The 24551-nt window shown below is 65.8% G+C and carries 23 protein-coding genes and 1 tRNA gene; 16 read left to right on the top strand and 8 right to left on the bottom strand.

The genetic code is table 11. The features are described from left to right. The first annotated feature begins 1 nt into the window (after window position 1). Genes QX124_RS30760 through QX124_RS30745 form a run of 4 tightly spaced genes read left to right on the top strand, consistent with a single transcriptional unit; the run spans window position 2 to window position 4174 of the window. A complete protein-coding gene (locus QX124_RS30760; protein ID WP_315734917.1) occupies window positions 2-667 on the top strand; it encodes a hydrogenase-4 component E in 666 nt (221 codons plus the stop codon). Beyond that, window positions 667-2115: a hydrogenase 4 subunit F gene (locus QX124_RS30755; RefSeq protein ID WP_315735705.1), complete on the top strand. Its 1449-nt coding sequence runs from the start codon at window positions 667-669 to the stop codon at window positions 2113-2115. The genes QX124_RS30760 and QX124_RS30755 overlap by 1 nt, the downstream gene beginning before the upstream one ends. 5 nt (window positions 2116-2120) lie before the next feature. Further along, complete coding sequence (locus QX124_RS30750; RefSeq protein ID WP_315799197.1) at window positions 2121-3632, top strand: NADH-quinone oxidoreductase subunit C; 1512 nt, start codon at window positions 2121-2123, stop codon at window positions 3630-3632. Window positions 3633-3646: 14 nt separating this feature from the next. Then, window positions 3647-4174 (top strand): NADH-quinone oxidoreductase subunit NuoB, encoded by a 528-nt coding sequence (locus QX124_RS30745; RefSeq protein WP_315775595.1) that lies wholly within the window; start codon window positions 3647-3649, stop codon window positions 4172-4174. Window positions 4175-4385: 211 nt separating this feature from the next. On the opposite strand, the gene QX124_RS30740 is transcribed toward QX124_RS30745, so the two are convergent. Both QX124_RS30740 and QX124_RS30735 read right to left on the bottom strand, forming a co-directional pair. Then, window positions 4386-4462 (bottom strand) — tRNA-Arg (locus tag QX124_RS30740). A 269-nt stretch (window positions 4463-4731) separates the two neighbouring features. Then, complete coding sequence (locus tag QX124_RS30735; RefSeq protein WP_315734920.1) at window positions 4732-6207, bottom strand: HAMP domain-containing sensor histidine kinase; 1476 nt, start codon at window positions 6205-6207, stop codon at window positions 4732-4734. Between the two features lie 501 nt (window positions 6208-6708). Here QX124_RS30735 and rpmH point away from each other — a divergent pair. The 10 genes from rpmH to dapE all read left to right on the top strand — a co-directional run bounded on the left by rpmH (window position 6709) and on the right by dapE (window position 15755). Continuing rightward, a complete protein-coding gene (rpmH, locus tag QX124_RS30730; protein WP_006609582.1) occupies window positions 6709-6843 on the top strand; it encodes a 50S ribosomal protein L34 in 135 nt (44 codons plus the stop codon). Window positions 6844-6874: 31 nt separating this feature from the next. After that, complete coding sequence (gene rnpA, locus QX124_RS30725; RefSeq protein ID WP_315799196.1) at window positions 6875-7285, top strand: ribonuclease P protein component; 411 nt, start codon at window positions 6875-6877, stop codon at window positions 7283-7285. A 22-nt stretch (window positions 7286-7307) separates the two neighbouring features. Then, the gene (yidC, locus tag QX124_RS30720) at window positions 7308-9173 is read left to right on the top strand and encodes a membrane protein insertase YidC (RefSeq protein ID WP_315799195.1); all 1866 of its coding nucleotides are present in this window, start codon (window positions 7308-7310) and stop codon (window positions 9171-9173) included. A gap of 138 nt (window positions 9174-9311) precedes the next feature. Next, window positions 9312-9974 (top strand): ribosome biogenesis GTP-binding protein YihA/YsxC, encoded by a 663-nt coding sequence (gene yihA / locus QX124_RS30715; protein WP_315799194.1) that lies wholly within the window; start codon window positions 9312-9314, stop codon window positions 9972-9974. Next, window positions 9971-10342 (top strand): DUF423 domain-containing protein, encoded by a 372-nt coding sequence (locus QX124_RS30710; RefSeq protein WP_315799193.1) that lies wholly within the window; start codon window positions 9971-9973, stop codon window positions 10340-10342. Before yihA ends, QX124_RS30710 begins: the two co-directional genes overlap by 4 nt. 75 nt (window positions 10343-10417) lie before the next feature. Continuing rightward, window positions 10418-11314, top strand: a complete 897-nt coding sequence (argB, locus tag QX124_RS30705) for an acetylglutamate kinase (RefSeq protein ID WP_012047096.1) — start codon at window positions 10418-10420, stop codon at window positions 11312-11314. 203 nt (window positions 11315-11517) lie between these two features. After that, window positions 11518-12528 (top strand): DUF1036 domain-containing protein, encoded by a 1011-nt coding sequence (locus tag QX124_RS30700; RefSeq protein WP_315799192.1) that lies wholly within the window; start codon window positions 11518-11520, stop codon window positions 12526-12528. A 220-nt stretch (window positions 12529-12748) separates the two neighbouring features. Then, on the top strand, window positions 12749-13441 hold the full coding sequence (locus tag QX124_RS30695) for a pyrimidine 5'-nucleotidase (protein WP_315799191.1): 693 nt from the start codon (window positions 12749-12751) through the stop codon (window positions 13439-13441). Window positions 13442-13695: 254 nt separating this feature from the next. After that, entirely contained in the window at window positions 13696-14541 is an 846-nt protein-coding gene (gene dapD, locus QX124_RS30690) for a 2,3,4,5-tetrahydropyridine-2,6-dicarboxylate N-succinyltransferase (RefSeq protein WP_315775602.1), read from the top strand. Between the two features lie 59 nt (window positions 14542-14600). Beyond that, a complete protein-coding gene (dapE, locus tag QX124_RS30685) occupies window positions 14601-15755 on the top strand; it encodes a succinyl-diaminopimelate desuccinylase (RefSeq protein WP_315799190.1) in 1155 nt (384 codons plus the stop codon). Between the two features lie 19 nt (window positions 15756-15774). Here the strand turns inward: dapE and QX124_RS30680 are convergent, their stop codons facing one another. The 4 genes from QX124_RS30680 to def form a co-directional block, all read right to left on the bottom strand. Continuing rightward, complete coding sequence (locus QX124_RS30680; protein WP_315799189.1) at window positions 15775-17832, bottom strand: HAMP domain-containing methyl-accepting chemotaxis protein; 2058 nt, start codon at window positions 17830-17832, stop codon at window positions 15775-15777. Between the two features lie 154 nt (window positions 17833-17986). Beyond that, a complete protein-coding gene (gene truA / locus QX124_RS30675; RefSeq protein WP_315734935.1) occupies window positions 17987-18724 on the bottom strand; it encodes a tRNA pseudouridine(38-40) synthase TruA in 738 nt (245 codons plus the stop codon). Window positions 18725-18841: 117 nt separating this feature from the next. Beyond that, on the bottom strand, window positions 18842-19777 hold the full coding sequence (fmt, locus tag QX124_RS30670; protein ID WP_315799188.1) for a methionyl-tRNA formyltransferase: 936 nt from the start codon (window positions 19775-19777) through the stop codon (window positions 18842-18844). A gap of 141 nt (window positions 19778-19918) precedes the next feature. Continuing rightward, the gene (gene def / locus QX124_RS30665) at window positions 19919-20446 is read right to left on the bottom strand and encodes a peptide deformylase (RefSeq protein ID WP_315734940.1); all 528 of its coding nucleotides are present in this window, start codon (window positions 20444-20446) and stop codon (window positions 19919-19921) included. Between the two features lie 169 nt (window positions 20447-20615). Between def and QX124_RS30660 the strand changes: the two genes are divergently transcribed. Together QX124_RS30660 and QX124_RS30655 are read left to right on the top strand one after the other, a co-directional pair. Then, on the top strand, window positions 20616-21848 hold the full coding sequence (locus tag QX124_RS30660; RefSeq protein WP_315734942.1) for a DNA recombination protein RmuC: 1233 nt from the start codon (window positions 20616-20618) through the stop codon (window positions 21846-21848). A 43-nt stretch (window positions 21849-21891) separates the two neighbouring features. Continuing rightward, entirely contained in the window at window positions 21892-23277 is a 1386-nt protein-coding gene (locus tag QX124_RS30655) for an AmpG family muropeptide MFS transporter (RefSeq protein WP_315773635.1), read from the top strand. 203 nt (window positions 23278-23480) lie between these two features. Here QX124_RS30655 and QX124_RS30650 read toward each other — a convergent pair whose 3' ends face one another. Together QX124_RS30650 and recR are read right to left on the bottom strand one after the other, a co-directional pair. After that, entirely contained in the window at window positions 23481-23906 is a 426-nt protein-coding gene (locus QX124_RS30650; RefSeq protein WP_315773633.1) for a hypothetical protein, read from the bottom strand. Window positions 23907-23926: 20 nt separating this feature from the next. Next, on the bottom strand, window positions 23927-24526 hold the full coding sequence (gene recR / locus QX124_RS30645) for a recombination mediator RecR (protein ID WP_008964175.1): 600 nt from the start codon (window positions 24524-24526) through the stop codon (window positions 23927-23929). Window positions 24527-24551 lie beyond the last annotated feature (25 nt).

The following is a 24551-nucleotide window of genomic DNA, read 5'->3' as shown; positions in this document are numbered from 1 at the left end:
AATGGCGCACGGACTGACATTCGACGTCGCGCACCTGTTGGCGGGCAGCCTGTTGCTGGTCAGCTTCCTGATGATCACACAGCACCGGCTCTATGCCCTGCTCAACGCCTTTGCGCTCCAGGCCGTGCTGCTCGCGATGTCGGTCGCCTGGCAGGCCCACGTCCAGAGCGCGCCGCATCTCTATGTCACCGCCATGATCGCGCTGGTCTTCAAGGCCGTGGTCGTGCCGGTCGGACTGCATCGCATCATCCAGCGGCTCGGCATCCATCGCGAGATCGAAACCGTGATCGGTTCCGGAACGACCATGCTGACCGGCATGGGACTGGTCGCGCTCTCGATGACGGTCATGCTGAAGGTCACCCCCGCCGCCGATCCGCTCGCACGCGAGGACCTCGCCTTCGCGCTGTCGGTCGTACTGCTCGGTCTGTTGATGATGGTGAGCCGGCGCAACGCCGTGAGCCAGGTGGTCGGCTTCATGTCGCTTGAAAACGGGCTGGTGCTCGCAGGCACCGGCGCGCGCGGCATGCCGCTGGTGGTCGAGATCAGCGTCGCCTTCTCGATCCTGATCGCCTTCTTCGTGATCGGCGTCTTCCTGTTCCGGATCCGCGAGCGCTTCGATACCGTCGATGTCCAGGCGCTGGATCGCTTTCGCGGAGAGCGCCGATGATGTTGTCCACCAACGAGGGCGTCGTCCTCGTCACCGTCATTCCGGTCGTCTCGGCCGCTGTGCTGGCCCTGCTTCCCGGCTATCGGCTGTCCGCGCGCCTCAACGTGCTGGCGTCGGGGTTGACCTTCGCGGCCTCGCTCTCGATGTTCTTCGCCGATCACATCCAGCCCGGCTCTTACCTGTTCGTCGATGAACTCAACATCGCGTTCATCGTGCTCAATACCTTCGTCGGCTTCACCACCAGCGTGTTTTCGGCAAGCTATATCGGCCACGAGCTGGCGACCGGGCGGCTGACGCCTGCATACTTGCGTTTCTACCACGCCATGTTCCAGGTCATGATGGGCGGGATGAATCTCGCGCTGACCGCCAACAATATCGGCTTGATGTGGGTCGGCATCGAACTGGCGACGCTGACGACCGTGCTGATGGTCGGCATCTACCGCACCCATGAAGCGCTCGAAGCCGCCTGGAAATATTTCATTCTCGGCAGCGTCGGCATCGGGCTCGCGCTGTTCGGCACCATCCTGGTCTACATGGCTGCGCTCCCCGTGGTGGGCGAAGGCATCAACGGCATGGTCTGGACGGTGCTGGTCGCGCATGCCTCGCAGTTCGATCCGGCGCTGATCAACGTCGCCTTCATATTCCTGCTGCTCGGCTACGGCACCAAGGTGGGGTTGGCGCCGCTGCACGCCTGGCTGCCGGATGCGCATGCGGAAGGGCCGACGCCGATCTCCGCGGTGTTGTCCGGCCTCCTGCTCAACGTCGCACTCTACGCAGTGCTTCGTTTCAAGATCGTGCTGGCAGCCAATCCGAGCGCGGTGGCTCCTGGACCCCTGATGGTGACACTCGGTCTGGTATCGCTGGTGTTCGCCGCCTTCATGCTCTACCGGCGGCGCGACATCAAACGCCTGTTCGCCTATTCCTCGATCGAGCACATGGGGATCATCACCTTTGCCTTCGGGATGGGCGGCCCGGTCGCCAATTTTGCCGGGCTGCTGCACATGGTGATGCACAGCCTTACCAAGTCGGGAATCTTCTTTGCCGTTGGCCATGTCGCGCAGATCAAGGACACGCAGAAGATCGCCGATATCCGCGGCCTGACCGCGACCCATCCGGCGCTCGGCTGGAGCCTCGTGATCGGTGTCGTGGCCATCGCCGGATTGCCGCCGTTCGGCGTCTTCATGAGCGAATTCCTGGTCGTGACCTCAACCTTCGCGCGCGAGCCACTGCTTGCCATCCCGCTCGTGTTCGGCATCCTGCTCGCGCTCGGCGCGCTGTTCTATCATCTCAACGGTATCGCCTTTGGCGTGCCGACCGGGAGCACTGCACCATCGGATGCCTCCTACATGCCGATGATCGTGCATTTCGGTCTCGTGCTGATCGCCGGAATCTTCCTCCCGCCCACGCTGGTCACGTGGTTCCGGCACGTCGCCGATATTCTGGGGTGATCGCAATGGGCCTCGACGAACTCCTGCGCCAAGGCGAGCTTGCATCGAGCCCCTGTCCCTGGCCGCGCGCCGTCGTCGGCGTCGCGACCTGGAACAAGGCGATCGCGGGACTTGGCAGCGCCGACTGGGAACTGCTCGGCCTTTGGGGCGAGGCGGATCGCGTTCACATGGCGCTGCTCGATGCGCCGAAGACTGTGGTCGGCATCGTCACGCTCGATTGCCCGACCCGCCGCTATCCGTCGGTCGGTCTGCACCACCCACCGGCACTTCGGCTGGAGCGGACCATCCGCGATCTCCGCGGCCTGGAGCCGCAAGGCCTGCCGGACCCGCGCGCCTGGCTCGATCACGGCAATTGGGGCCTGCGGCATCCGCTCGCTGCGAAGCCCGAGCCGACGCCGATCGACAAGACCTATGCGTTCCTTCCCGTCGAAGGCGACGGCCTGCATCAGATTCCGGTCGGCCCGGTCCATGCCGGCATCATCGAGCCCGGCCACTTCCGCTTCACAGCCAACGGCGAGACCGTTGTGCGGTTAGAGCCTCGGCTCGGCTATGTGCACAAGGGTATCGAAGGCCTGATTGCGGGCGCGAACCTTGCGAAGGCGGGCAAGCTCGCAGCGCGCGCCTCCGGTGACAGCACGGTCGCCTACGGACTGGCCTTCGCGCGCGCGGTGGAGGCCGCGTTGGGGGTGGAAGTTCCGCTGCGTGCGCACCATCTGCGCGCGCTGATGGCGGAGCTGGAACGTCTCGCCAATCATCTCGGCGATTTCGGCGCAATCTGCAACGATGCTTCCTTCGCCCTGATGCTGGCCCATTGCGGCGTGTTGCGCGAGAAGGTGCTGCGCGGCGCGGGCAATGTTTTCGGGCACCGCCTGATGCGCGACTTGATCCTGCCCGGCGGCGTTGCGACCGATATCAACCAGGATGGCATCCAGGCGATCCGATCGCTGGTGAGCGATATCCAGGCACGCTTCCCAGCCCTGGTGGAACTCTACGACAACACGGCCTCGCTCCAGGATCGCACCGTCACCACGGGCACGGTGAAGGCCGATCTCGCCCGTCAATACGCGCCCGGCGGCTTCATCGGCCGCGCATCGGGCCGCACCTTCGACGCGCGCAAGCATCTTGCCTACGCGCCCTATGACAAGCTCGCCTTCGAGATTCCTGTGCTTGAGGCCGGCGACGTCAACGCGCGGGTGTGGATTCGCGTTCGCGAGATCGAGCAGAGTCTAGGGCTCGTCACCCAATTGCTGGAGCGGATGCCGCAGGGCGAGTTGCGGATCGATCTGCCCACGGCCGGCGAGGTTCGCGAGGGCATGGCGCTGGTGGAGGGTTTTCGCGGCGACATCCTGGTCTGGCTCAGGCTCAATGCCGACAACAGCATTGCGCACTGCCATCTGCGTGACCCTTCCTGGTTCCAATGGCCGCTGCTGGAGGCCGCGATCCAAGACAACATCGTTGCCGATTTCCCGCTCTGCAACAAATCGTTCAACTGCTCCTACTCGGGCCACGACCTCTAGGGACGTCCATCCAGATGAGAAAGCTGCTGTTCCAGAGTCTCGTGCAGATGCCGTTGACGGAGCCGGCGCCGTCGGCCGACGACCGGGCACTTGCAGAAGTGGGCGCTGCGCTGGAGCGGGCGGCCCGCCGGCGCCTTGGCCGGTCGCTGTCGATCCGCGAGGTCGACGCCGGCTCCTGCAACGGCTGCGAGCTGGAAATTCATGCGCTCAACAACGCCTATTACGATCTCGAACGCTTCGGCCTCCGCTTCGTCGCCTCACCGCGCCACGCGGACGTGCTGCTGGTGACTGGGCCGGTGACGAAGAACATGCGCATGGCGCTGGAGCGGACCTACAACGCAACACCAAATCCGAAGTGGGTCGTGGCCGTGGGCGACTGCGCCCGCGACGGCGGGTGCTTCGCCAGCAGCTATGCCGTGGTGGGGGGCGTGGGAGAGGTCGTGCCGGTCGATCTGCATGTCCCGGGGTGCCCGCCCGCTCCGCTCGAAATTCTCCGCGGGCTATTGGCTCTTCTCGAACGCGTGGCTTCGGCCACGCCATAGCCATCTCGACGGCTTCGATGATTTATAGGACCTCAGAGGCACTGGCGGAGAGAGTGGGATTCGAACCCCCGTTAATTCTCCGATCTGGATGCAATCCTTTGCCAGGAGCGGCACCGTCCACGAGCATGCATGTCGCACACCAAAACCGTTTGAAAAACCGTTTCAGTTTTCAAATCTCAAACGGTGATTTTAGCTAAGTCATTGATCTAAATGGCGCGCCCGGAACGATTCGAACGTCCGACCCTCAGATTCGTAGTCTGATGCTCTATCCAGCTGAGCTACGGGCGCGTTTTTCGCGTTTGGCAGGCTCCGGGCCAGGGGCCGGATCCCGGAAGGCCGGGGCGGCAAATGCCGGCAGGCCTCGCGAAGGGCCTTTGACTAACGGCTCGGAGACCGCTTGGCAAGGCTGGAGCGGGACATTTTGCGACCATTTTTCCGCAGACGCGCTGGCGCGGTTCGGTAGAGCCGGAGCGGACGGGCTTCGTTCCGGCACGCCCGAAGTTCCGGGCTCGACGCCTGCGGCATCGCCCCGGAATGGCAGGTGAGGCCGGTCCGGTTCAGGCGCTGGCGCGCTCGGTCCAGAAGGTCTGCAGCTCGACAGGGCGGTCGGGAATCGTGATTCGGAAGGTGGCCCCCAGGGTCCCTTCGACCAGCTGGATGTCGCCATCGTGGGCCCGGACCAGCTCGGCCGCGATCGCAAGGCCCAGCCCCGAGCCGCCCGGGCGACCGGCACCGCGAAAGGCCTCGAACAGGTGCTCTCGCACCTTCGCCGGGACGCCGGGACCCGTGTCCGAGACCTCCAGGATCGCCACCCCGCCCTCGCGGCGGCCGGTGATGCGGATCTGGCGCACGCCGGCATCCGCCGCGAGGCTGTCCAAGGCCTGGGCGGCATTGCGCACCAGGTTGAGCAGCACGCGGAACAGCTGGTCCGGATCAGCATCGATCTTCAGCCCGCGCTCGATCGCCGCGATCCACGTGATCGAGGCATCCGGCGACAGGCCAGCGGTCTCCCGCACCTCCGCCACCACCTGCTCGACCGCCACCATGCGGCGGTCCGGCGCCGGCTCCTGCACCTTGCCGTAGGACAGCGTCGACTGGCAGAACGCGATGGCGCGCTCCAGCGAGCGCATCAGCTTCGGCGCGAAGCGCTGCACCCGCGGATCGGGAACGCTGGCGAGCTGGTCCGACAGCAGTTGCGACGAGGCCAGCAGGTTGCGGAGGTCATGGTTGATCTTGGACACGGCGAGGCCGAGGGCGGCGAGCCGGCTCTTCTGATGCAGCATCGAGACGAGGTCGCGCTGCATGTCGGCGAGCTCGCGCTCGGCGACGCCGATCTCGTCGGAACGCTGGCTCGGCACGATGATTCGCGCCACGCTCTCCGGATTTTCGTGGAAGCCTACGAGGCTCGCGGTGAGGCGCCGCATTGGCCGCACGAACAGGAAATGCAGAGCAAGATAGACCAGCGCCGCGGTCAGCACCGCCAGCAGCAGCGACACGCCGAGCAGATTGCGCGAGAAGCGATACATCGCCTTGCGCAACGGCTTCTCGTCGGTCACGACCTCGATGAACTGGGCGCGGCCCGGCGACGGCCCGATCACGCGCATGGTGTGATCGCCGGTCTCTGTCATCATCGTCAGCGAGTTCACGATCGACGACCACACCGTCATGTCGCGCATGTCGAAGTCGTGGTCGATCGAGGCGGGCAGGTCGGCGCTGGCGAGCAGGCGGCGCTGCTGGCCCATCTTGATGGCGACGCCGCGCGCGTTGATGGAGGTGAGGATCTGCCGCGCCAGCGAATCCGGCACCATGCCCGACGGCGCGGCATCGAGCACCAGCGCAGCGGTATTGGCGGCCGCCAGGCGATCGTTGAGCCGGTTGGTCCAGAAATTGGCGATCGCCGGCACGTAGATCAGCACCTCCGCGATCATCACCAGCGGAATGGTCAACAGCAGCAGCTTTCCAGACAAGCCGAGCCGGCGCGACCTTTTCGGTCGCAGGCGCTCCAGGATTGGCTGGTTGTCGCTCTCGGTCACGTATCGCCCTTGTAAGAGACACCCCCACCCTTACGGGACCGCAAGATGGGACTGCACCGGAGTCCGGTCAAATTACGGATCGCTCATGTTCCGGTTTCCAAATCGTTCATAATGGAACCCAAAACTGCACGACCTCTGACGTCTTCAACCCCGCCGTGCGGAGGCTATTCTTGCCCTCGTCCTGCGCCCAGGGTCTTGCGTTCTCGTCTTGGTTCGTCTCATTCGCCACGCCGACGCACGGCCGGTGACGAAGGTCTTTACGAGATCTCGGCGCCGTCGATCGCCTGCACCGCCTAGGACGCCTTGCCGCGATTGACGAAGGCGGGACGCTCCCTTATAAGCCGCGCCAACCGTCCGCGATGACCCGGCCCGCCCGGGAGCGGCTCGATTTCAGGGCCGGCAGCGGTCCATTTCGGGCCCGGAAGCATCACCGGACATCAATCGACATTTCAAGCAGGCAAGTTGTCAACTGGCAAATTGCCCGGCAGCGGAGAACGACCCGTGAAGCGGACTTATCAACCCAGCAAACTGGTGCGCAAGCGCCGTCACGGCTTCCGCGCCCGTCTCGCCACCACCGGCGGCCGCAAGGTCCTTGCCGCGCGTCGCGCCCGGGGTCGCAAGCGTCTCAGCGCCTGAAGCCAGGGCGTCTGTCCCGGAGATTTCCATCATGGATCGGCTACGGCAGCGGGCGGACTTCCTCGCCGTTGCCGATGGCGTGCGGGCGAACAGCCCTGCCTTCGTGGTCCAACGCCGGGAACGGCCGGACCAGGGCCCGGTCCGGATCGGCTTTACCGTCACCAAGAAGAATGGCACCGCCACGGAGCGTAATCGCATCCGTAGGCGGCTGCGCGAGCTTGTGAAACGGCTCGATCCCCTGTCGATGCGGCCGCACAGTGACTACGTGCTGGTCGGCCGGCGGGATGCCCTGTCACGCGACTTCTCGACCATGCTCGCCGACCTCCAGGCGACGCTCCGCCGCCTCGACCGGCCGCAGGCCAAGCCGCAGCCGCGCAAGCCGTCGGATGCGGACAAGCCAAACGCTCCCGCACCGGACGCGCATTCCCGCAAACCGGATTGAACGACGAGACGATAAGAAAACGATGACCGACAATCGCAACACCATCCTCGCCGTCATTCTGTCCGGCCTCGTGCTGATCCTGTGGCAGGTCTTCTACAACGGACCGCAGATGGAGAAGCAGCGCGCGCAGGCCCAACTGCAGGCGGAGCTCGCCAAGAAGCAGGCGCCGGCAACGCAGCCCGACAGCACCGCTCCGTCTGCCACCCCGCAGCCGGGCGCTTCCGCAACCGGCAGCCCGAGCGCACCGGGCGGGGCCGTGATCAGCACAGGCGTGATGCAGCGCGACACCGCCATCGCCGCCACCCCGCGCGTCAAGATCGACACGCCGCGGCTGACCGGCAGCATCTCGCTGAAGGGCGCGCGCATCGACGATCTGGCTTTCGTGAAGTACCGCGAGACGGTCGATCCGAAATCGCCGGCGATCGTGCTGTTCTCGCCGTCCAACACCGCCGAGCCCTATTACGCCGAGTTCGGCTGGGTCAACGCCGCCGGCGCCAAGGTGCAGGTGCCGGACCAGAGCACGATGTGGCAGCAGGACGGCTCCAACGCGCTGACGCCCTCGACCCCGGTGAAGCTGACCTTCACCAACGGCGACGGCCTGACCTTCCAGCGCACCATTTCCGTGGACGACCACTATCTCTTCACCATCAAGGACGACGTCACCAACGCCGGCAATGCGCCGGTGACGCTGTATCCCTACGGCCTGATCTCGCGTCATGGCACGCCGCAAGTCTCGGGCTATTACATCCTGCATGAAGGCCTGATCGGCTATCTCGGCGAAAAGGGCCTGCAGGAATTCACCTACAAGAAGATGGACGACGAGAAGGCGGCGAAGTTCGACGTCACCAATGGCTGGCTCGGCATCACCGACAAATATTGGGCGGCCGCGCTGCTGCCGATGACGGATGCCCGCCTGCAGGCGAACTATTCGTCGAAGCTGGTCGACAACCAGCATCGCTACCAGACGGACTATGTCGAGACCCCGCAGACGGTACCGGCCGGCGGCTCGGCCAGCGTCTCCACGCGGCTGTTCGCCGGCGCCAAGGAGGCCGGCGTCGTCGGCATCAACTTCCCGATCGGCGGCCTCGGCGGCTACAACCAGATGCTCGGGCTGAACCATTTCGATCTCTTGATCGACTGGGGCTGGTTCTACTTCCTGACCAAGCCGATGTTCCTGGCGCTCGACTTCTTCTTCCGCTTCTTCGGCAATTTCGGCGTCTCGATCCTGCTGGTGACGGTGCTGGTGAAGGCCCTGTTCTTCCCGCTGGCCAACAAGTCCTATGCCTCGATGGCCAAGATGAAGGCGATCCAGCCGCAGCTCCAGGCGCTGAAAGAGCGCTATCCGGACGACCGGATGAAGCAGCAGCAGGAGATGATGGAGATCTACAAGAAGGAGAAGATCAACCCAGTCGCCGGCTGTCTCCCGGTCGTGCTGCAGATCCCGGTGTTCTTCTCGCTCTACAAGGTGCTGTTCGTCACCATCGAGATGCGGCACGCGCCGTTCATCAGCTGGATCAAGGACCTTTCCGCACCGGATCCGACCAATCTGTTCACGCTGTTCGGCCTGATCCCGTTCGACCCGACCCAGCTGCCGCTGTTCGGCCACTATCTCGCGCTCGGCATCTGGCCGATCATCATGGGCATCACGATGTGGTTCCAGATGAAGCTGAACCCGACGCCGCCGGATCCAACGCAGGCGATGATCTTCAACTGGATGCCGCTGATCTTCACCTTCATGCTCGCGGGCTTCCCGGCCGGCCTCGTGATCTATTGGGCCTGGAACAACACGCTGTCGGTGTTGCAGCAGGGCTTCATCATGCGCCGCAACGGCGTGAAGGTGGAGCTGTTCGACAACATCCGCGGCACGTTTAAAAAAAAAGCGGCGTGACGAGTAAGGCGGCGTGAGAAAGTCGGCGGCGCCCCTGGCGGCCGTCATTGCGAGGAGCGCAGCGACGAAGCAATCCAGAGTCCTTGCTCAGCCCTGGATTGCTTCGCTTCGCTCGCAATGACGAGGCGAGAGCGTTTCATGACCACCAGCGCCGATGCGGATGAGCGGCTGATCGAGAAGGGCCGCAAGCTGTTCGCGCAGTCCTGGCGCTTCACCCACGCCTCGCCGTCGATCGCGAGCCTGCCGCCGATGTCGGGGCAGATCGAGATCGCCTTCGCCGGCCGCTCCAATGTCGGCAAGTCCAGCCTGATCAACGCACTGACCGGCCAGAACGCGCTGGCGCGCACCTCGCATACGCCGGGCCGCACCCAGGAGCTGATCTTCTTCGAGGGGCCCGAGCATGCGCCGCTGCGGCTGGTCGACATGCCCGGCTACGGCTATGCCGCCGCGGCGAAGACCAAGGTCGCGTCCTGGACCGAGCTGATCCACAAATTCCTGCTCGGCCGCGCCTCGCTCGCTCGCGTCTATGTGCTGATCGATGCCCGTCATGGGCTGAAGGACGTCGATCAGGAGATCCTCAAGACGCTGGACCGGTCCGCCGTCAGCTATCAGCTCGTCCTGACCAAGGCCGACCAGATCAAGCCGGCTGAGCTCGCAAGCCGGATCGCCGAGACCGAGGCCGCACTCGCCAAGCATCCGGCGGCGTTTCCTCAGGTGCTGGCGACGTCGTCACGATCCGGCACCGGCATGCCGGAGCTGCGTGCCGCCATGGTGCGGCTGCTGGAAGAGCGGAGCACATGATGACGCCGTGGCGAATCCTGGTCGCAATGGCCGGGCTGATGGGCGCCACGGGCGTCGCGCTGGCGGCCAAGGCCGCGCACGAGCCCGATGCATCGCGGCTCGCGACCGCCTCCACCATGCTGCTGTTCCACGCCTGCGCCCTGCTCGGCACCATCGCGCTGGCAGAGCGCGGCGTGGTTCATCGGCGCATCGGCCTGATCACGGCGATCGGCTTCGTGCTCGGCCCGGCCCTGTTCGCCGGCGACCTCCTGATACGGCAGTTCACCGGCGATCGGCTGTTTCCGTTCGCGGCGCCGATCGGCGGTAGCTTGCAGATCGCGAGCTGGCTCGCACTCGCGGTCTGCGCGCTGTGGCCGCGGCGGGCGTGATCCGGCGCTTTGCGCCGCGGGCGGCAATCGGCTAGAACGCGGCGCGACGCCCCCGACAGCCGAGACCTCCCAGACATGACCGACGCGACCACCATCAGCCCGCTCGATCAGGCCCGCATCCTGTCCGAAGCGCTCCCGCACATGCAGGAGTATGACGACGAGACCATCGTCATCAAATATGGCGGCCACGCCATGGGTGACGAGGACACCGCGAAAGCGTTCGCGCGCGACATCGTGCTGCTCGAGCAGACCGCCATCAATCCGGTGGTGGTGCACGGCGGCGGACCGCAGATCGCGACCATGCTCAAGCGCCTCGGCATCGTCTCCGAATTCGCCGCCGGCCTGCGCATCACCGATGCCGCAACCATCGAGATCGTCGAGATGGTGCTGGCCGGCTCCATCAACAAGCAGCTGGTCGGCTACATCAACGAGGCCGGCGGCAAGGCCGTCGGGCTGTGCGGCAAGGACGGCAACATGGTGCGCGCGGTCAAGGCGACCCGCACCATGGTCGATCCCGACAGTCACATCGAGAAGGTGGTCGATCTCGGCTTCGTCGGCGAGCCGGACAAGGTCGATCTGACGCTGCTGAATCAGCTGATCGGCTACGAGCTGATCCCGATCCTCGCGCCGCTGGCGACCTCGAAGGAAGGCCAGACCTTCAACGTGAATGCCGATACGTTCGCCGGGGCTGTGGCCGGTGCGCTGAAGGCCAAGCGCCTCTTGCTGCTCACCGACGTGCCCGGCGTGCTCGACAAGTCGAAGAAGCTGATCCCGGAATTGTCGGTGAAGGACGCGCGCAAGCTGATCGCCGATGGCACCATCTCCGGCGGCATGATCCCGAAGGTCGAGACCTGCATCTACGCACTCGAGCAGGGCGTGCAGGGCGTCGTCATCCTGGACGGCAAGGTGCAGCACGCCGTGCTGCTCGAGCTGTTCACCAACCAGGGCACGGGCACGCTGATCCACAAGTGAGCAGGCGCGACCATCTCTCTCCGTCATGGCCGGGCGAAAGCGCGGAGCGCGTCTTCGCAATGCAGACAGCCCGGCCATCCACGTCGTTCGGCGAAGTCGGAGAGAGAGACGTGGATGCCTGGGCCTCCGCCGCGCCGAAGTGGCTTCGGCCGCGCAGGCGGGTCAAGCCCGGGCATGACGATGTGGGGATATGGGGGCCTGCAATGCCCCTCACGACTCGCCTCTTCCTCGCCGTGTCTACGATCATCCTTACCCTTCTCGTCGCGGCCACCCCCGCTCGCGCCGACCTCAAGCTCTGCAACCGGATGAGCTACGTCGTCGAGGCCGCGATCGGCATCGACGAGAAGGCCGCGACCGCGACGCGCGGCTGGTTCCGGCTCGATCCGGCCACCTGTCGCGTGGTGCTGCAGGGGACGATGACCGCCGATCGCATCCTGCTGCATGCGCGCGCGCTCAGCCTGTACGGCGCCTCGCCGATCGCCGCGAACGGCAATGACCAGCTGTGCGTCGCGACCGACAATTTCGTCATCGCAGCCGCCCGGCAGTGCCGCACCGGGCAGACGCCGGCGCCGTTCACGCAGGTGACGCCGACCAAGGCCGACGACGGCACCCTGATCGCCTACCTCGCCGAGAGCGCCGAATATGACGACGAGCAGGCGCGGCTCGCCGGCATCCAGCGGCTGCTCGGCATCGCCGGCTATGACGCCTCGCCGATCGACGGCGTTGACGGGCCGAAGACCCAGGCCGCGCTCGCCGCGTTCCTGAAGAGCCGCGGGCTGTCATCCGACGTTGTGTCGCAGCCGAATTTCTTCGCGACCATGGTGGAGGCGGTGCAGACGCCGGCGCCGACCGGGCTGACCTGGTGCAACGACACGCCGCACAAGGTGATGGCGGCGGTGGCGACGGACGACGGCCGCACCGTGGTCAGCCGCGGCTGGTACCGGATCGATGCCGGCAAATGCCTGCATCCGGACATCACCGGACAGCCGAAGAAGGTCTACAGCTTCGCCGAAGCGGTCGACGATGAGAACCGCACCATCAAAGTGAAGAACAAGCCGCTGAACTGGGGCGGACTGGTGCAGCTCTGCACCCGCGAGAACAAGTTCGAGACATCCGAGCAGGGCGACTGTCCGAGCCGCGGCTTCACCGCCACCGGCTTCACCGCCGTCGACATCACCCGCGGCGGCAAGACGCTGCGATTTGCACTGCCTTGATAGGCATATCGATGTTGCCCACGTTGCCACCACACCCACAGCTGTCATCCCGGCGAACGCCGAGATCCATAACCACCGGCCGAGGTTTGGGCCATCGGCATCAGCCATCATGCCGCAAGATAGCTTCCGCGGTATGGGTCCCGGCGTTCGCCGGGACGACAGCGGAATATGCCGCCCTAGCCGGGCATGATGACCGAAGGCAGGATGGACCGACGCCCACATGACAGAATCCCCCCGCGCCTTCGATCACGTCGACACCTGGGTGTTCGATCTCGACAACACGCTGTATCCGCATCACGTCAATCTGTGGCAGCAGGTCGATGCGCGGATCGGCGAGTTCGTCTCCAACTGGCTCGAGGTCGATGCGGACGAGGCGCGGCGCATCCAGAAGGACTACTACCGCCGCTACGGCACGACGATGCGCGGCATGATGACCGAGCACGGCGTGCACGCCGACGACTTCCTCGCCTACGTGCACAAGATCGACCACTCGCCGCTGGAGCCGAATCCGGCGATGGGCGCGGCGATCGAGAAGCTGCCCGGACGCAAGCTGATCCTGACCAACGGCTCGGTCGACCATGTCGATGCCGTGCTGGCGCGGCTCGACATTGCCGGCCATTTCCATGGCGTGTTCGACATCATCGCGGCCGAGCTGACGCCGAAGCCGGCGCGCGAGACCTACGACAAATTCCTCAAGCTGCATGCCGTCGATCCGACACGGGCGGCGATGTTCGAGGACCTTTCCCGCAACCTCGTGGTGCCGCACGACCTCGGCATGACCACGGTGCTCGTGGTGCCGGACGGCACCAAGGAGGTGGTGCGCGAGGACTGGGAGCTGGCGGGTCGCGACGACCCGCATGTCGATCATGTCACGGACGATCTGACCGGATTCTTGCAGCGGCTGGTGGGGTGAGACCCGCCACGCATTGAGCTGTCATTCCGGGGCGATGCGAAGCATCGAACCCGGAATCTCGAGATTCCGGGTCTGGTCCTTCGGACCATCCGGAATGACGGAGCACGATAAGCCGCACCTCCCGCGCGGACGGCCCCCGCCACCGATGCGTCCTTGACTCTCCGGGTCCAAATCCCGAAAAAGCCGCCCTGCCCACCATGCTCGTACACGGCCGTCCCCGGCTTTCTGCCCAGGGACCAAGCGAGGATCGACCGATGTCACTGTCCGCCCTGGAATCCACCATCAACAGCGCCTTCGATGCCCGTGATGGCGTCTCGACCACGACCAAGGGCGAGGTCCGCGACGCCGTGGAGAGCGCGCTGGAGTTGCTCGACAAGGGCGAGGCCCGGGTCGCCGAGCGCGGCACTGACGGCAAATGGAGCGTCAACCAGTGGCTGAAGAAGGCTGTGCTGCTGTCGTTCCGCCTCAACGACATGAGCGTGATCCCAGGCGGCCCCGGCCAGGCGTCGTGGTGGGACAAGGTGCCGTCGAAGTTCGAAGGCTGGGGCGAGAACCGTTTTCGCGATGCCGGCTTCCGCGCCGTGCCCGGCGCGATCGTGCGCCGCTCGGCCTACATCGCCAAGAACGTCGTGCTGATGCCGTCCTTCGTCAATCTCGGCGCCTATGTCGACGAAGCCACCATGGTCGACACCTGGTCGACAGTCGGCTCCTGCGCCCAGATCGGCAAGCGTGTGCACATCTCCGGCGGCGTCGGCATCGGCGGCGTGCTGGAGCCGCTGCAGGCCGGTCCTGTGATCATCGAGGATGACTGTTTCATCGGCGCGCGATCGGAGGTTGCCGAGGGCGTGGTCGTGCGCAAGGGTGCGGTGCTGTCGATGGGCGTGTTCCTGGGCGCGTCGACCAAGATCGTCGACCGCGAGACCGGCGAGGTGTTCGTCGGCGAGGTGCCGGAATACGCCGTCGTTGTGCCGGGCGCACTGCCGGGCAAGCCGATGAAGAACGGCCAGATCGGCCCCTCCACCGCCTGCGCCGTCATCGTCAAGCGGGTCGACGAGCGCACCCGCTCCAAGACCTCGATCAACGAGCTCTTGCGCGACTGATCGTCCGCGCTCGGGCGGCCGCACTAGCCGCCGCCCGAGCGCCCATGTTAAGCGAGGGCATGACCGATGCCCTCGCCATCACCCGCGACCTGATCCGCTGTCCCTCAGTGACCCCCGCCGATGCCGGGGCGCTCGGCGTGCTCGAGGCCCTGCTGAAGCAGGCCGGCTTCACGACCCATCGCGTGACCTTCTCGGAAGCAGGTACCGCCGACATCGACAACCTCTATGCCCGCATCGGCACCGAGGGGCCGCACATCACCTTCGCCGGTCATACCGACGTTGTGCCGCCCGGTGATGAAGCGGCGTGGAGTCTTGGCGCGTTCTCGGGCGAGGTGAAGAACGGCTACATCTATGGCCGTGGCGCCGTCGACATGAAGGGCGGCATCGCCTGCAGCGTTGCGGCCGTGCTCGACTATCTACGCGATCACGGCGGACAGCCAAAAGGCTCGATCTCGTTCCTGATCACTGGCGACGAAGAGGACGTCTCGGTCAACGGCACCATCAAGCTGTTGCAGTGGGCGGCCGAGCGCGGCGAGCGGTTCGACCATTGCGTGCTCGGCGAGCCGTCCAATCAAGAGGTCATGGGCGACTGCGTCAAGATCGGCCGCCGCGGCTCGCAGTCCGGCACCCTGATCGTCGAGGGCAAGCAGGGCCACGTCGCCTATCCGCACCGTGCCTCCAACCCGGTGCCGGACATCTCGCGCCTGATCGTCGCACTGTCGGACGAGCCGCTCGATCATGGCAGCGCGCAGTTCCAGCCGTCGAATCTCGAATTCACCACCGTCGATGTCGGCAACACCGCAACCAACGTCATCCCGGGCCTGGCGCGGGCGAAATTCAACATCCGCTACAATGACTGCCATACGCAGGAGACGCTGCGCGCGCTGGTGGAAGAGCGGCTCGCCAAGGCCTGTGGCAACCGCATCCGCGCCCACATCGACTGGCTGCCGTCGAACTCCAACGTGTTCCTGACCAAGCCCGGACCGTTCACCGACCTCGCCGTCGCCGCGATCGAGAGCGTGACGGGGCGCAAGCCGGAGCTCTCCACCACCGGCGGCACCTCGGACGCGCGTTTCATTTCGAGCTACTGCCCGGTGATCGAGTTCGGCCTGGTCGGCCAGACCATGCACCAGATCGACGAGCGCGCCTCGGTCGCCGACATCGCGACCCTGACGAAGATCTATCGCGGCATTCTCGAAAGATATTTCGCCTGAGCGGCGCGCCTGATCCTGATCAGGCGGCCTTCACCTCCGCCAGGAACTGATCGACCTCGCGACGCAGGTCGGTGGCCTGGCCGGCAAGGCTCGCCGCGGAGTCGAGCAGCGAGCGCGCCGATCCGCGGGTGTCCGCGGCGGCCGCGCTGACCAGCGCGATCGACGACGAGACGTCGTTGGTGCCGCTCGCGGTCTGCTGCACACTGCGGGCGATCTCGCGGGTCGTGGCGCTCTGCTCGGCCACCGCGCTCGCCACCGCACCGGTGACGCCGCTGATGGTGTTGACGACGGCGGCGATCTTCTCGATCGCGGCCACCGTGCTGCCGGTCTCGTTCTGGATCGCGGCGATCTGGCTTTCGATCTCTTCCGTGGCCTTGCTGGTCTGCGAAGCAAGGCTCTTCACCTCTGACGCGACCACGGCAAACCCCTTGCCCGCCTCGCCCGCACGCGCCGATTCGATCGTGGCATTGAGCGCGAGCAGATTGGTCTGCGAGGCGATGGCGCGGATCAGCTGCACGACGTCGCCGATGCGCGTGGCGCTGCCGGCGAGCGTGCGCACCTTGTCGGTGGTGTCGAGCGCCTGGCTGGTCGCGTTGGAGGATTCCGACGCGGCTTCCGCGATCTGCCGGGTGATCTCCTTCATCGACGCGTCCAGCTCCTCGGAGGCAGCCGCCACCGTATTGACGCCAGAGGTCGCCTGCGCCGCCGCTTCGGCCACGGCGGTGGCACGGGACGCGGTGGTGCTGGCCGAGCCGTCGAGCGTCTCGGCCGATTGCTTCAGGCCGCTCGCGGCATCGCTCAGCCGGCCACACAGCGTGTCGATGACCTCGCCGAAGCGGCGCGTGAGCGCCTCGATCTTCTGCCGACGGGCGTCGCGCCGGGCCTCGGCATCGGCGCCCTGCAGCGACAGCCGGTCGGCCTCCGCCGATTTCTCCTGCAGAACACCGATGGCGTTGGCGAGCGTGCCGATCTCGTCGGTCCGATCGCCATATCCGATCTCGACGCTGCGCTCGCCACCGGCGATCCGACGGATCATCTCGGTCAGATTCGACAGCGGCTTGATCACGCGGGCATTGAACCAGACCGTCCCCAGTGCGGCGGCCGCGACGTTGACCAGCAACAGGACCAGCGCCAGGGCAAAACGGGTCTGCGACTCGGCAATCGCGACCTCGCTCTGGCTCAGCGCCTCGGCGAGGGCTGCATCCCGCAGCGGCAGGATCGTATCGAGGATCGGGAATACGGACCGCAGGAACTGGTCGGGATCGAGCTCGAGCACCTTGCCCCGGTTCGGCGCCACCTGCGACGAATAGAACTCGCCGCCGCGGGCCCAATAGCCATTCTCGACCTCGGTCAGGGCCGCGAAGATCGGCTTCTGGTTGATCTCTGCGGCAGCGAGCTTGGCCGTCGTCCAGATGCGCTCGATGCGTCCCTTGAACGTCGCGAGCGCCTCGGCCGGTTCACCCGCCATCGGCTGCTTGGTCGCGATCATGCGAACGAACGTCGTCGTGGCGCGACCGGCCCAGTCGCGCAAATCCCAGCCGATCACGGCAAGACGCGCGGCCTGGCCGACCGCTGGATTGGCCGCATTGATCCGGCGCACGATCACGTCGACATGGCTGCCGGTCGTTTCCTGGATCGTGAACATCTGCGGCACGTAATCACGGACGATTGCTTCGGATCGCGCCGCCTTGGCCTGCGCGACGGCATCGAGAGCGGCCCCGCGCGTCGCACGCAATTTCTGCTGGATCGAGTCCAGCGCGGCGGTGTCTTCACTCAGCAGCGCCAGGCTGCGCGCCTTGGCGAAGGCGTCGTCAGAGCCTTGAAGTATCTTCTGCAGCGCGGCCAGCTCGTCCGAGTTCGCCGGATTCGGCGACGCCAGGCGTGGATTGACCATGGCGCGCTCGAGGTTCAGCTTTTCCGGCAGCCGCAGCATGGCGGCCAGCAGCTGCGTATCACGGCCTGCCGTCCTCGCGGCCTGCAGCGAGGTCAGCTGCTGCCAGGCGAACAACATGGTTGCGAGCAGGCCGATGACGGCCCCGAGCAGCAAAGAGAGCAGGAAGACTTGACGAATGCGCACGATCGACCTCGCTGGACAGCAGCCTGAGGTCCGGATAGCAGCGAGGGCTTCAATTTGGAGTTAATGAATCCTGTCCCTTACTCCCGAAACGACTACTCATTAGGATAATCATTGGCAGCTAATAGCGATTCGCGGGTTCCACTGCAGAACAATCTCAATAGTCGACTTTCACGAGATAGAGGCCTTCCGGCGGCGCGACGACGCCACAGGCGGCGCGATTGCGCGCGGCGAGCGCGGCAGCGAGATCATCGGCGCTCCAGCGGCCCTGCCCGACCCACACCAGCGAGCCAACCATCGAGCGCACCTGGCTGTGCAGATAGGAGCGTGCGGAGGTGAGGATGGTGATGGCATCGCCGTCCCTGACGACGTCGAGCTGATCGAGCGTCTTCTCCGGCGATTTTGCCTGACATTCCGTGTCGCGGAAAGTCGTGAAATCATGCTTGCCGATCAGCCGCTGGGCCGCCGCGTGCATCGCGTCCGAGTCGAGCCGCTGCGGCACGCGCCAGACGCGGCCGACCTCGAGCGCGAGATTGGAGCGGCGGTTGACGATGCGATAGCGATAGTGCCGCCTGCGGGCGGAGAAGCGTGCTTCGAAGGTGTCGGGAACGATCTCGGCGTCGAGCACCGCGATCGGGTTGGGCCGCAGATGCGCGTTGAGCGCGTCGCGCAATTTGTCGGGCCGGAATTCTTTCTCAACGTCGCAATGCGCGACCTGACCGGTGGCGTGGACGCCGGCATCGGTGCGCCCCGAGCCATGCACCCGGGTCGGCACGCCACAGGTCGCCTGCACCGCCGCTTCGAGCGCGCCCTGCACCGACGGCAAGGTCGCCTGCAGTTGCCAGCCGCAGTACGGCGCGCCGTCATATTCGATGGTGAGCTTGTAGCGGGGCATCTGACCCGATCGAGTTTTGCCGTCATTGCCGGGCTCGACCCGGCAATCCATCCCTGGACGAAGCTTGTTCTTGAGATGGATGCGCGGGTCAAGCCCGCGCATGACGAGATGAGGTGGTCAGCCGAAACGCAGGCCCGGCGCGATACGGGTGCCGCGCAGGAAATCCGCGGCCTTCATGGGACCCTTGCCGGCGCGCTGTAGCTCGGTGACGCGGATGGCGCCGTCGGCGCAGGCGATGGTGAGCTGCTCGTCAAGAACGGCGCCCGGCTCGCCCCCGCCGTCGGCAAGCGCGCAGCGCAGGATCTTCAAGCGGACCGCTTCGCCATCAAGCGTGAACTCACTCCAGGCGCCAGGAAATGGCGACAGGCCGTGGATGTGCCGCAGCACCGCGTGGGCCGGCTTCGTCCAGTCGATCCGCGCCTCGGCCTTCTCGATCTTGGCGGCGTAGGTGACGCCTTCCTCTGCCTGCTTCGTCAGCGTCAGCCCGCCGCGCTCTAGCGCCGCCATCGCACGCACCATGAGATCGGCGCCGATCCGCGACAGGCGGTCGTGCAGATCGGACGCCGTCATCGCGTCGGTGATCGCAAGGCGCTCGGCCATCGCGACATCGCCGGTGTCGAGCCCGACATCCATCTTCATCACCATGACGCCGGACTCGGCATCACCCGCCATGATCGCGCGGTTGATAGGCGCGGCACCGCGCCAGCGCGGCAGCAGGGAAGCGTGGAGATTGTAGCAGCCGAGCTTGGGCGTATCGAGAATGGCTTGGGGAAGGATCATGCCGTAGGCGACGACCACGGCCGCATCGGCCTGATGAGCCTGAAACTCGGCCAAGGCCTCCTCGGTCTTCAGCGTCTTCGGCGTGAACACGGCAATGCCGAGCCGGCGCGCCTCGGTCTCGACCGGCGTCGGCTGCAGCGCGAGGCCGCGGCGGCCGCCGGGTTTCGGCGCGCGCGTATAGACCGCCGCGATCTCGTGGCCGTGGCCGGCGAGTTCGAGCAGGGTCGGCACGGCGAAATCCGGCGTGCCCATGAAGATCAGGCGAAGCGGCATCTGGTGGAAGATCCTGCATTGCCGAATCCTCCGCGTCATGGCCGGGCTTGTCCCGGCCATCCACGTCGAGCTGCCTGTAACGCGCGGCGAGACGTGGATGCCCGGGTCAAGCCCGGGCATGACGGAGGAGAGAGTTGATCGTTACTCGCTGGCGCGCTTGGCGGCCTTGGTGAACTTCTTCATCACGCGGTCGCGCTTCAGCTTCGACAGATAGTCGATGAACAGCACGCCGTTGAGATGATCGATCTCATGCTGGATGCAGGTGGCGTAGAGCCCCTCGGCATCCTCCTCGCGGACCACCCCGTCGAGATCGATGAACCGCACGCGCACGCGCGCCGGCCGCTCGACCTCCTCGTAATATTCGGGGATCGACAGGCAGCCTTCCTCGTAGACCGACAGCTCGTCCGACTTGGCGACGATCTCCGGATTGATGAAGACGCGCGGCTCGCGCTTGCCTTCCCCGTTCACGTCGGGCTTGGCCAGATCCATGGTGATGACGCGCAGCGGCTGCGCGACCTGGATCGCTGCGAGCCCGATGCCCGGCGCGTCATACATGGTCTGGAACATGTCGTCGACCAGCTGCCGGATCTCCAGCGTGACCTTCTCGACCGGCTTGGACACCAGCCGCAACTGCCGGTCCGGCAGGATGATGATTTCTCTTAGGGACATGGCGCGCGATTTAAGCCGCGGAACCGGCGCGGTCAATGTGATGGCTCGCGGTTAAGACTTCACTAACCATGAATTTCAACGTTTCGTTAACCATGATTCTTAACGTGCCCTTAACCATAATTGTTCTCTCTTCGTTCGCGAGCTTGCGCGAATCGGATAGACGGGGGTGATGACCGTCAGCCAATCCCTCAATCCTGTCGTCGTCATCATCGGCGACCTGCCCATCAGGGCGAGCGATGCGCTGATCGGATTCGGCGTACTGGTGCTGCTACTGCTCGTGATCATCGTGGCCGCCGTGGCCCGCTCCGGACGGCGCGGCGCGGAGCTCGCCGCCCAGCAGGCGATGCGGGCTGACGAGCTCGAACAACGGTTCGGCGAGATGATCCGCGTCCAGAGCGAGGCCTCCGGCCGGGTCGACGCGATGGCCCAGCTGCTCGCCGGCCGTCAGGTGGACCTGGCCCGCAGCGTGAACGAACGGCTCGATGCGGTCACCCACCGCGTCGGACAGTCGATGGAGCAGAGCACGCGCCACACAATGGATAGTCTGCGCGTGCTGCACGAGCGCCTCGGCATCATCGACAACGCCCATCGTGATCTCAGCGAGCTGACGACGCAAGTGACGACCTTGCGCGACGTCCTCGCCAACAAACAGTCGCGCGGCGCCTTCGGCCAGGCGCGCATGGAGGCGATCGTCCAGGACGGGCTTCCGAAGGGCAGCTACGCGTTTCAGCACACGCTCGCCAGCGGCAAGCGGCCCGACTGCGTCGTGTTCCTGCCCGATTCGCGACCGCTGTGCATCGACGCCAAGTTTCCGCTGGAAGCCGTGACCGCACTGCACGACGCCGTGACCGAGGAGGAGAAGCGCGCCGCGGCGCAGCGGCTGCGCACCGACGTGCTCCGCCACGTCAATGACATTGCCGAGAAGTACCTCGTGGTCGGCGAGACGCAGGACACGGCGCTGATGTTCGTGCCGTCGGAATCGGTCTATGCCGAGATCCATGACGGCTTCGATGACGTGATCCAGCGAGCCTATCGCGCGCGCGTCGTGCTGGTGTCGCCATCGCTGCTGATGCTCGCGATCCAGGTCATGCAGCAGATCATGAAGGATGCGCGCATCCGCGACGCCGCCGACCAGATCCGCAACGAGGTGATCCATCTCGGCGACGATCTCGGCCGCCTGCGCGAGCGCGTGCTCAAACTGCAGAAGCATTTCGGCGATGTCGGCGAGGACATCCGCCAGATCCTCATTTCCGCCGACAAGATCGAGAAGCGCGCCGCCCGCATCGAGGAGCTCGATTTCAGCAAGCAGGATTCGCCGGTGGACTCACCACGCATCGCGCCGGTTACCGGCACGACGCCGGATCTGTTTCCGCTGGCGGGACGCGTGCAGGTGGGGGAGTGATGGTGGCGTCGCGAAGGCCGTTCAAATCTGCTACCACCCGCCCATGACCGCACCTGACGCCGCTTCCGAGATCCCTGCTGCCGCTCCAAAGCCCGGCGCTGCCAAACCCGCCCCCACCTGGCGCGAGAGCATGGCCGTCTACTTGCAGCCGCGCGTGCTCGTGGTGCTGTTCCTCGGCTTCTCGTCGGGACTGCCGCTGGCGTTGTCCGGCTCGACGCTTCAGATCTGGATGCGTGAGCTCGGCGTCGATCTCGGCACGATCGGGCTGTTCGCCCTCGTCGGAACGCCTTACACGCTGAAATTCCTTTGGGCGCCGCTGGTGGACGCGCTGCACGTGCCGCTGCTCACGCGCGCGTTTGGACGGCGGCGCGGCTGGCTGGTGTTCGCACAGCTGCTCTTGATCGGCGCCATCCTGCTGCTGGCGCTCACCGATCCGGCACATGCGCCGTTCATGGTGGCGCTGGCCGCGCTGCTGGTCGCCGCGATGTCGGCGACCCAGGACATCGTGGTCGATGCCTTCCGCGTCGAGAGCCTGCCGGAGAGCGAGCAGGCCGCGGGCATGGCGGCGTATGTCGCCGCCTATCGCATCGGCATGCTGGTCTCGACCGCCGGCGCACTGGTGGTGGTCAGTGCATTCGAGAACTCGGGGCTGACGCGTCCGTCGTCCTGGATGTGGGGCTATGTTGCGATGGCCGTACTGGTGCTGATCGGCACGATCACGGCCCTCGCGGCGACCGAGCCGGCCCAGTCGCAGCAGGCGGAGGCCGCGATGGGTGCGGACACCGCGCTCACCCGCGTGATGCATGCGGCTGCCGGAGCCTTCGTCGAGTTCCTCGGCCGACGTGATGCGCTCACGGCGCTAGCCTTCGTCGTGCTGTTCAAGTTCACCGACGCCTTCTCCGGCACGATGACCGCGCCGTTCGTGATCGATCTCGGCTTCAGCAAGGTCGACTACGCCGCGATTGTGAAAGGCGTGGGCCTCGCCGCGACGCTCGCCGGCGGCTTTGCCGGCGGCTTCGTCGCGCGACGCTATTCGCTCGCGACGAGTCTCTGGATCGGCGGCATGGTGCAGGCGCTGGCGAACCTCTCGTTCTCCTGGCTTGCGATCGTCGGAGTCAATCAATGGGCACTGGCGCTGGCGATCTCGGCGGAAAACTTCACCAGCGCGGTCGGCACCGTGATCTTCGTCGCCTATCTCTCCGCGCTGTGTCAGAACCCGCTGCACACCGCCACCCAATATGCACTGCTGACCGCGCTCGCCGCGGTCGGGCGCACCTATTTGTCGTCAGGCGCCGGCTACGTGGCGAAGGCGACCGGCTGGCCGCTGTTCTTCGTGATCTGCGTGCTGGTCGCGATCCCGAGCCTCGTGCTGCTCGCCTGGCTGCAGCGGCGCGGACATTTCGACCAGTTGGGGCCAGTGAAGGTGTAGCTGCGCCTCACATTCGACCGTCGTCACCCACCACCGGGTGTCGTCTTCGACGAGCCCGATGACAGGCTCCGACGGGTGACCCAGTATTCCAGAGACGTCAGCCATCGACCGAGCAGCCGCGGGGTACTGGATCGCCCGGTCGAGCCGGGCGCTGACAGCGGAAAGTCAGGACGCCGCGCTCGCGTGGACGGCCCAATCAGGTCTCACCGCTTCACTAAGCTCCACTTGGTCACGACCGCCTCGCTCATCTGTCCCGCATCCTGGGCGCAGGCGATCTCGTCGACCTTGACCGCGATCTGCTTGCCGAGCAGACCCTTGAGCTGCGACGCCTGCGCCGTGTTCGCGGTGACGAGCTGGAACGTCTCCGGGCCGGTCTCCAGGTTGCACAGCCCGCTCGGCGGCGGCAGGCGGCGCGGCTCGCTCGTGATCTGATAGGCGGCGGACGGCTGGCCCGGCTTGGCGCCTTTGAGCTTGAGCGCGTTCAGCTCTCCCGACAGCACGTCACCGGCATTGAGCGGCTTGCCCGCCTTCTGCGCCGCCTCGCTTTGCTGCGCCAGCACTGACGGCGCCGAGAGCGCCGCCAGAATCGCGCCCAAAGCCAGCCGTTTGCCGAATCCGCGTTTCGTCATCATTCCACTTCCGTCTGTGCTTAGAACAAGGTCCGCTGCCGCATCGCGGCCGAGAGCGTGCCTTCGTCGAGATAGTCGAGCTCGCCGCCGACCGGCACGCCATGTGCCAGCCGCGTGACCTTGACGTTCGCCTCCTGCAGGAGGTCGGTGATGTAGTGCGCGGTGGTCTGGCCGTCGACCGTCGCATTCAAAGCGAGGATGATCTCGGACACCTCGGGCGCATGCGCGCGCTGCACCAGCGCATCGATGGTGAGATCCTGCGGGCCGACGCCATCGAGCGGCGACAGCGTGCCGCCGAGCACGTGATAGCGGCCGTTGGAGGCCTTGGCGCGCTCCAGCGCCCAGAGGTCGGCGACGTCGGCGACGACGACGATCATCGCCGGATCGCGACGCGGATCGGTGCACACGGTGCACGGGCTTTGCGTATCGATGTTGCCGCAGGTCTTGCAGACCTGGATGCGATCGATCGCGACCTGCAGCGCCGAGGCAAGCGGCACCATCAGCGCCTCGCGCTTCTTGATCAGATGCAGCGCGGCGCGCCGCGCCGAGCGCGGTCCGAGGCCGGGCAGGCGCGCAAGCAGTTGGATAAGGCGTTCGATCTCGGGACCGGCGACGGCCATCAGTTCACGAATGTCATCAGGTCAA

This window comes from Bradyrhizobium sp. SZCCHNRI3043 (assembly GCF_032377735.1).
Taxonomy (GTDB): Bacteria; Pseudomonadota; Alphaproteobacteria; order Rhizobiales; family Xanthobacteraceae; genus Bradyrhizobium.
This window is presented reverse-complemented; position numbering and strand designations above follow the sequence as displayed.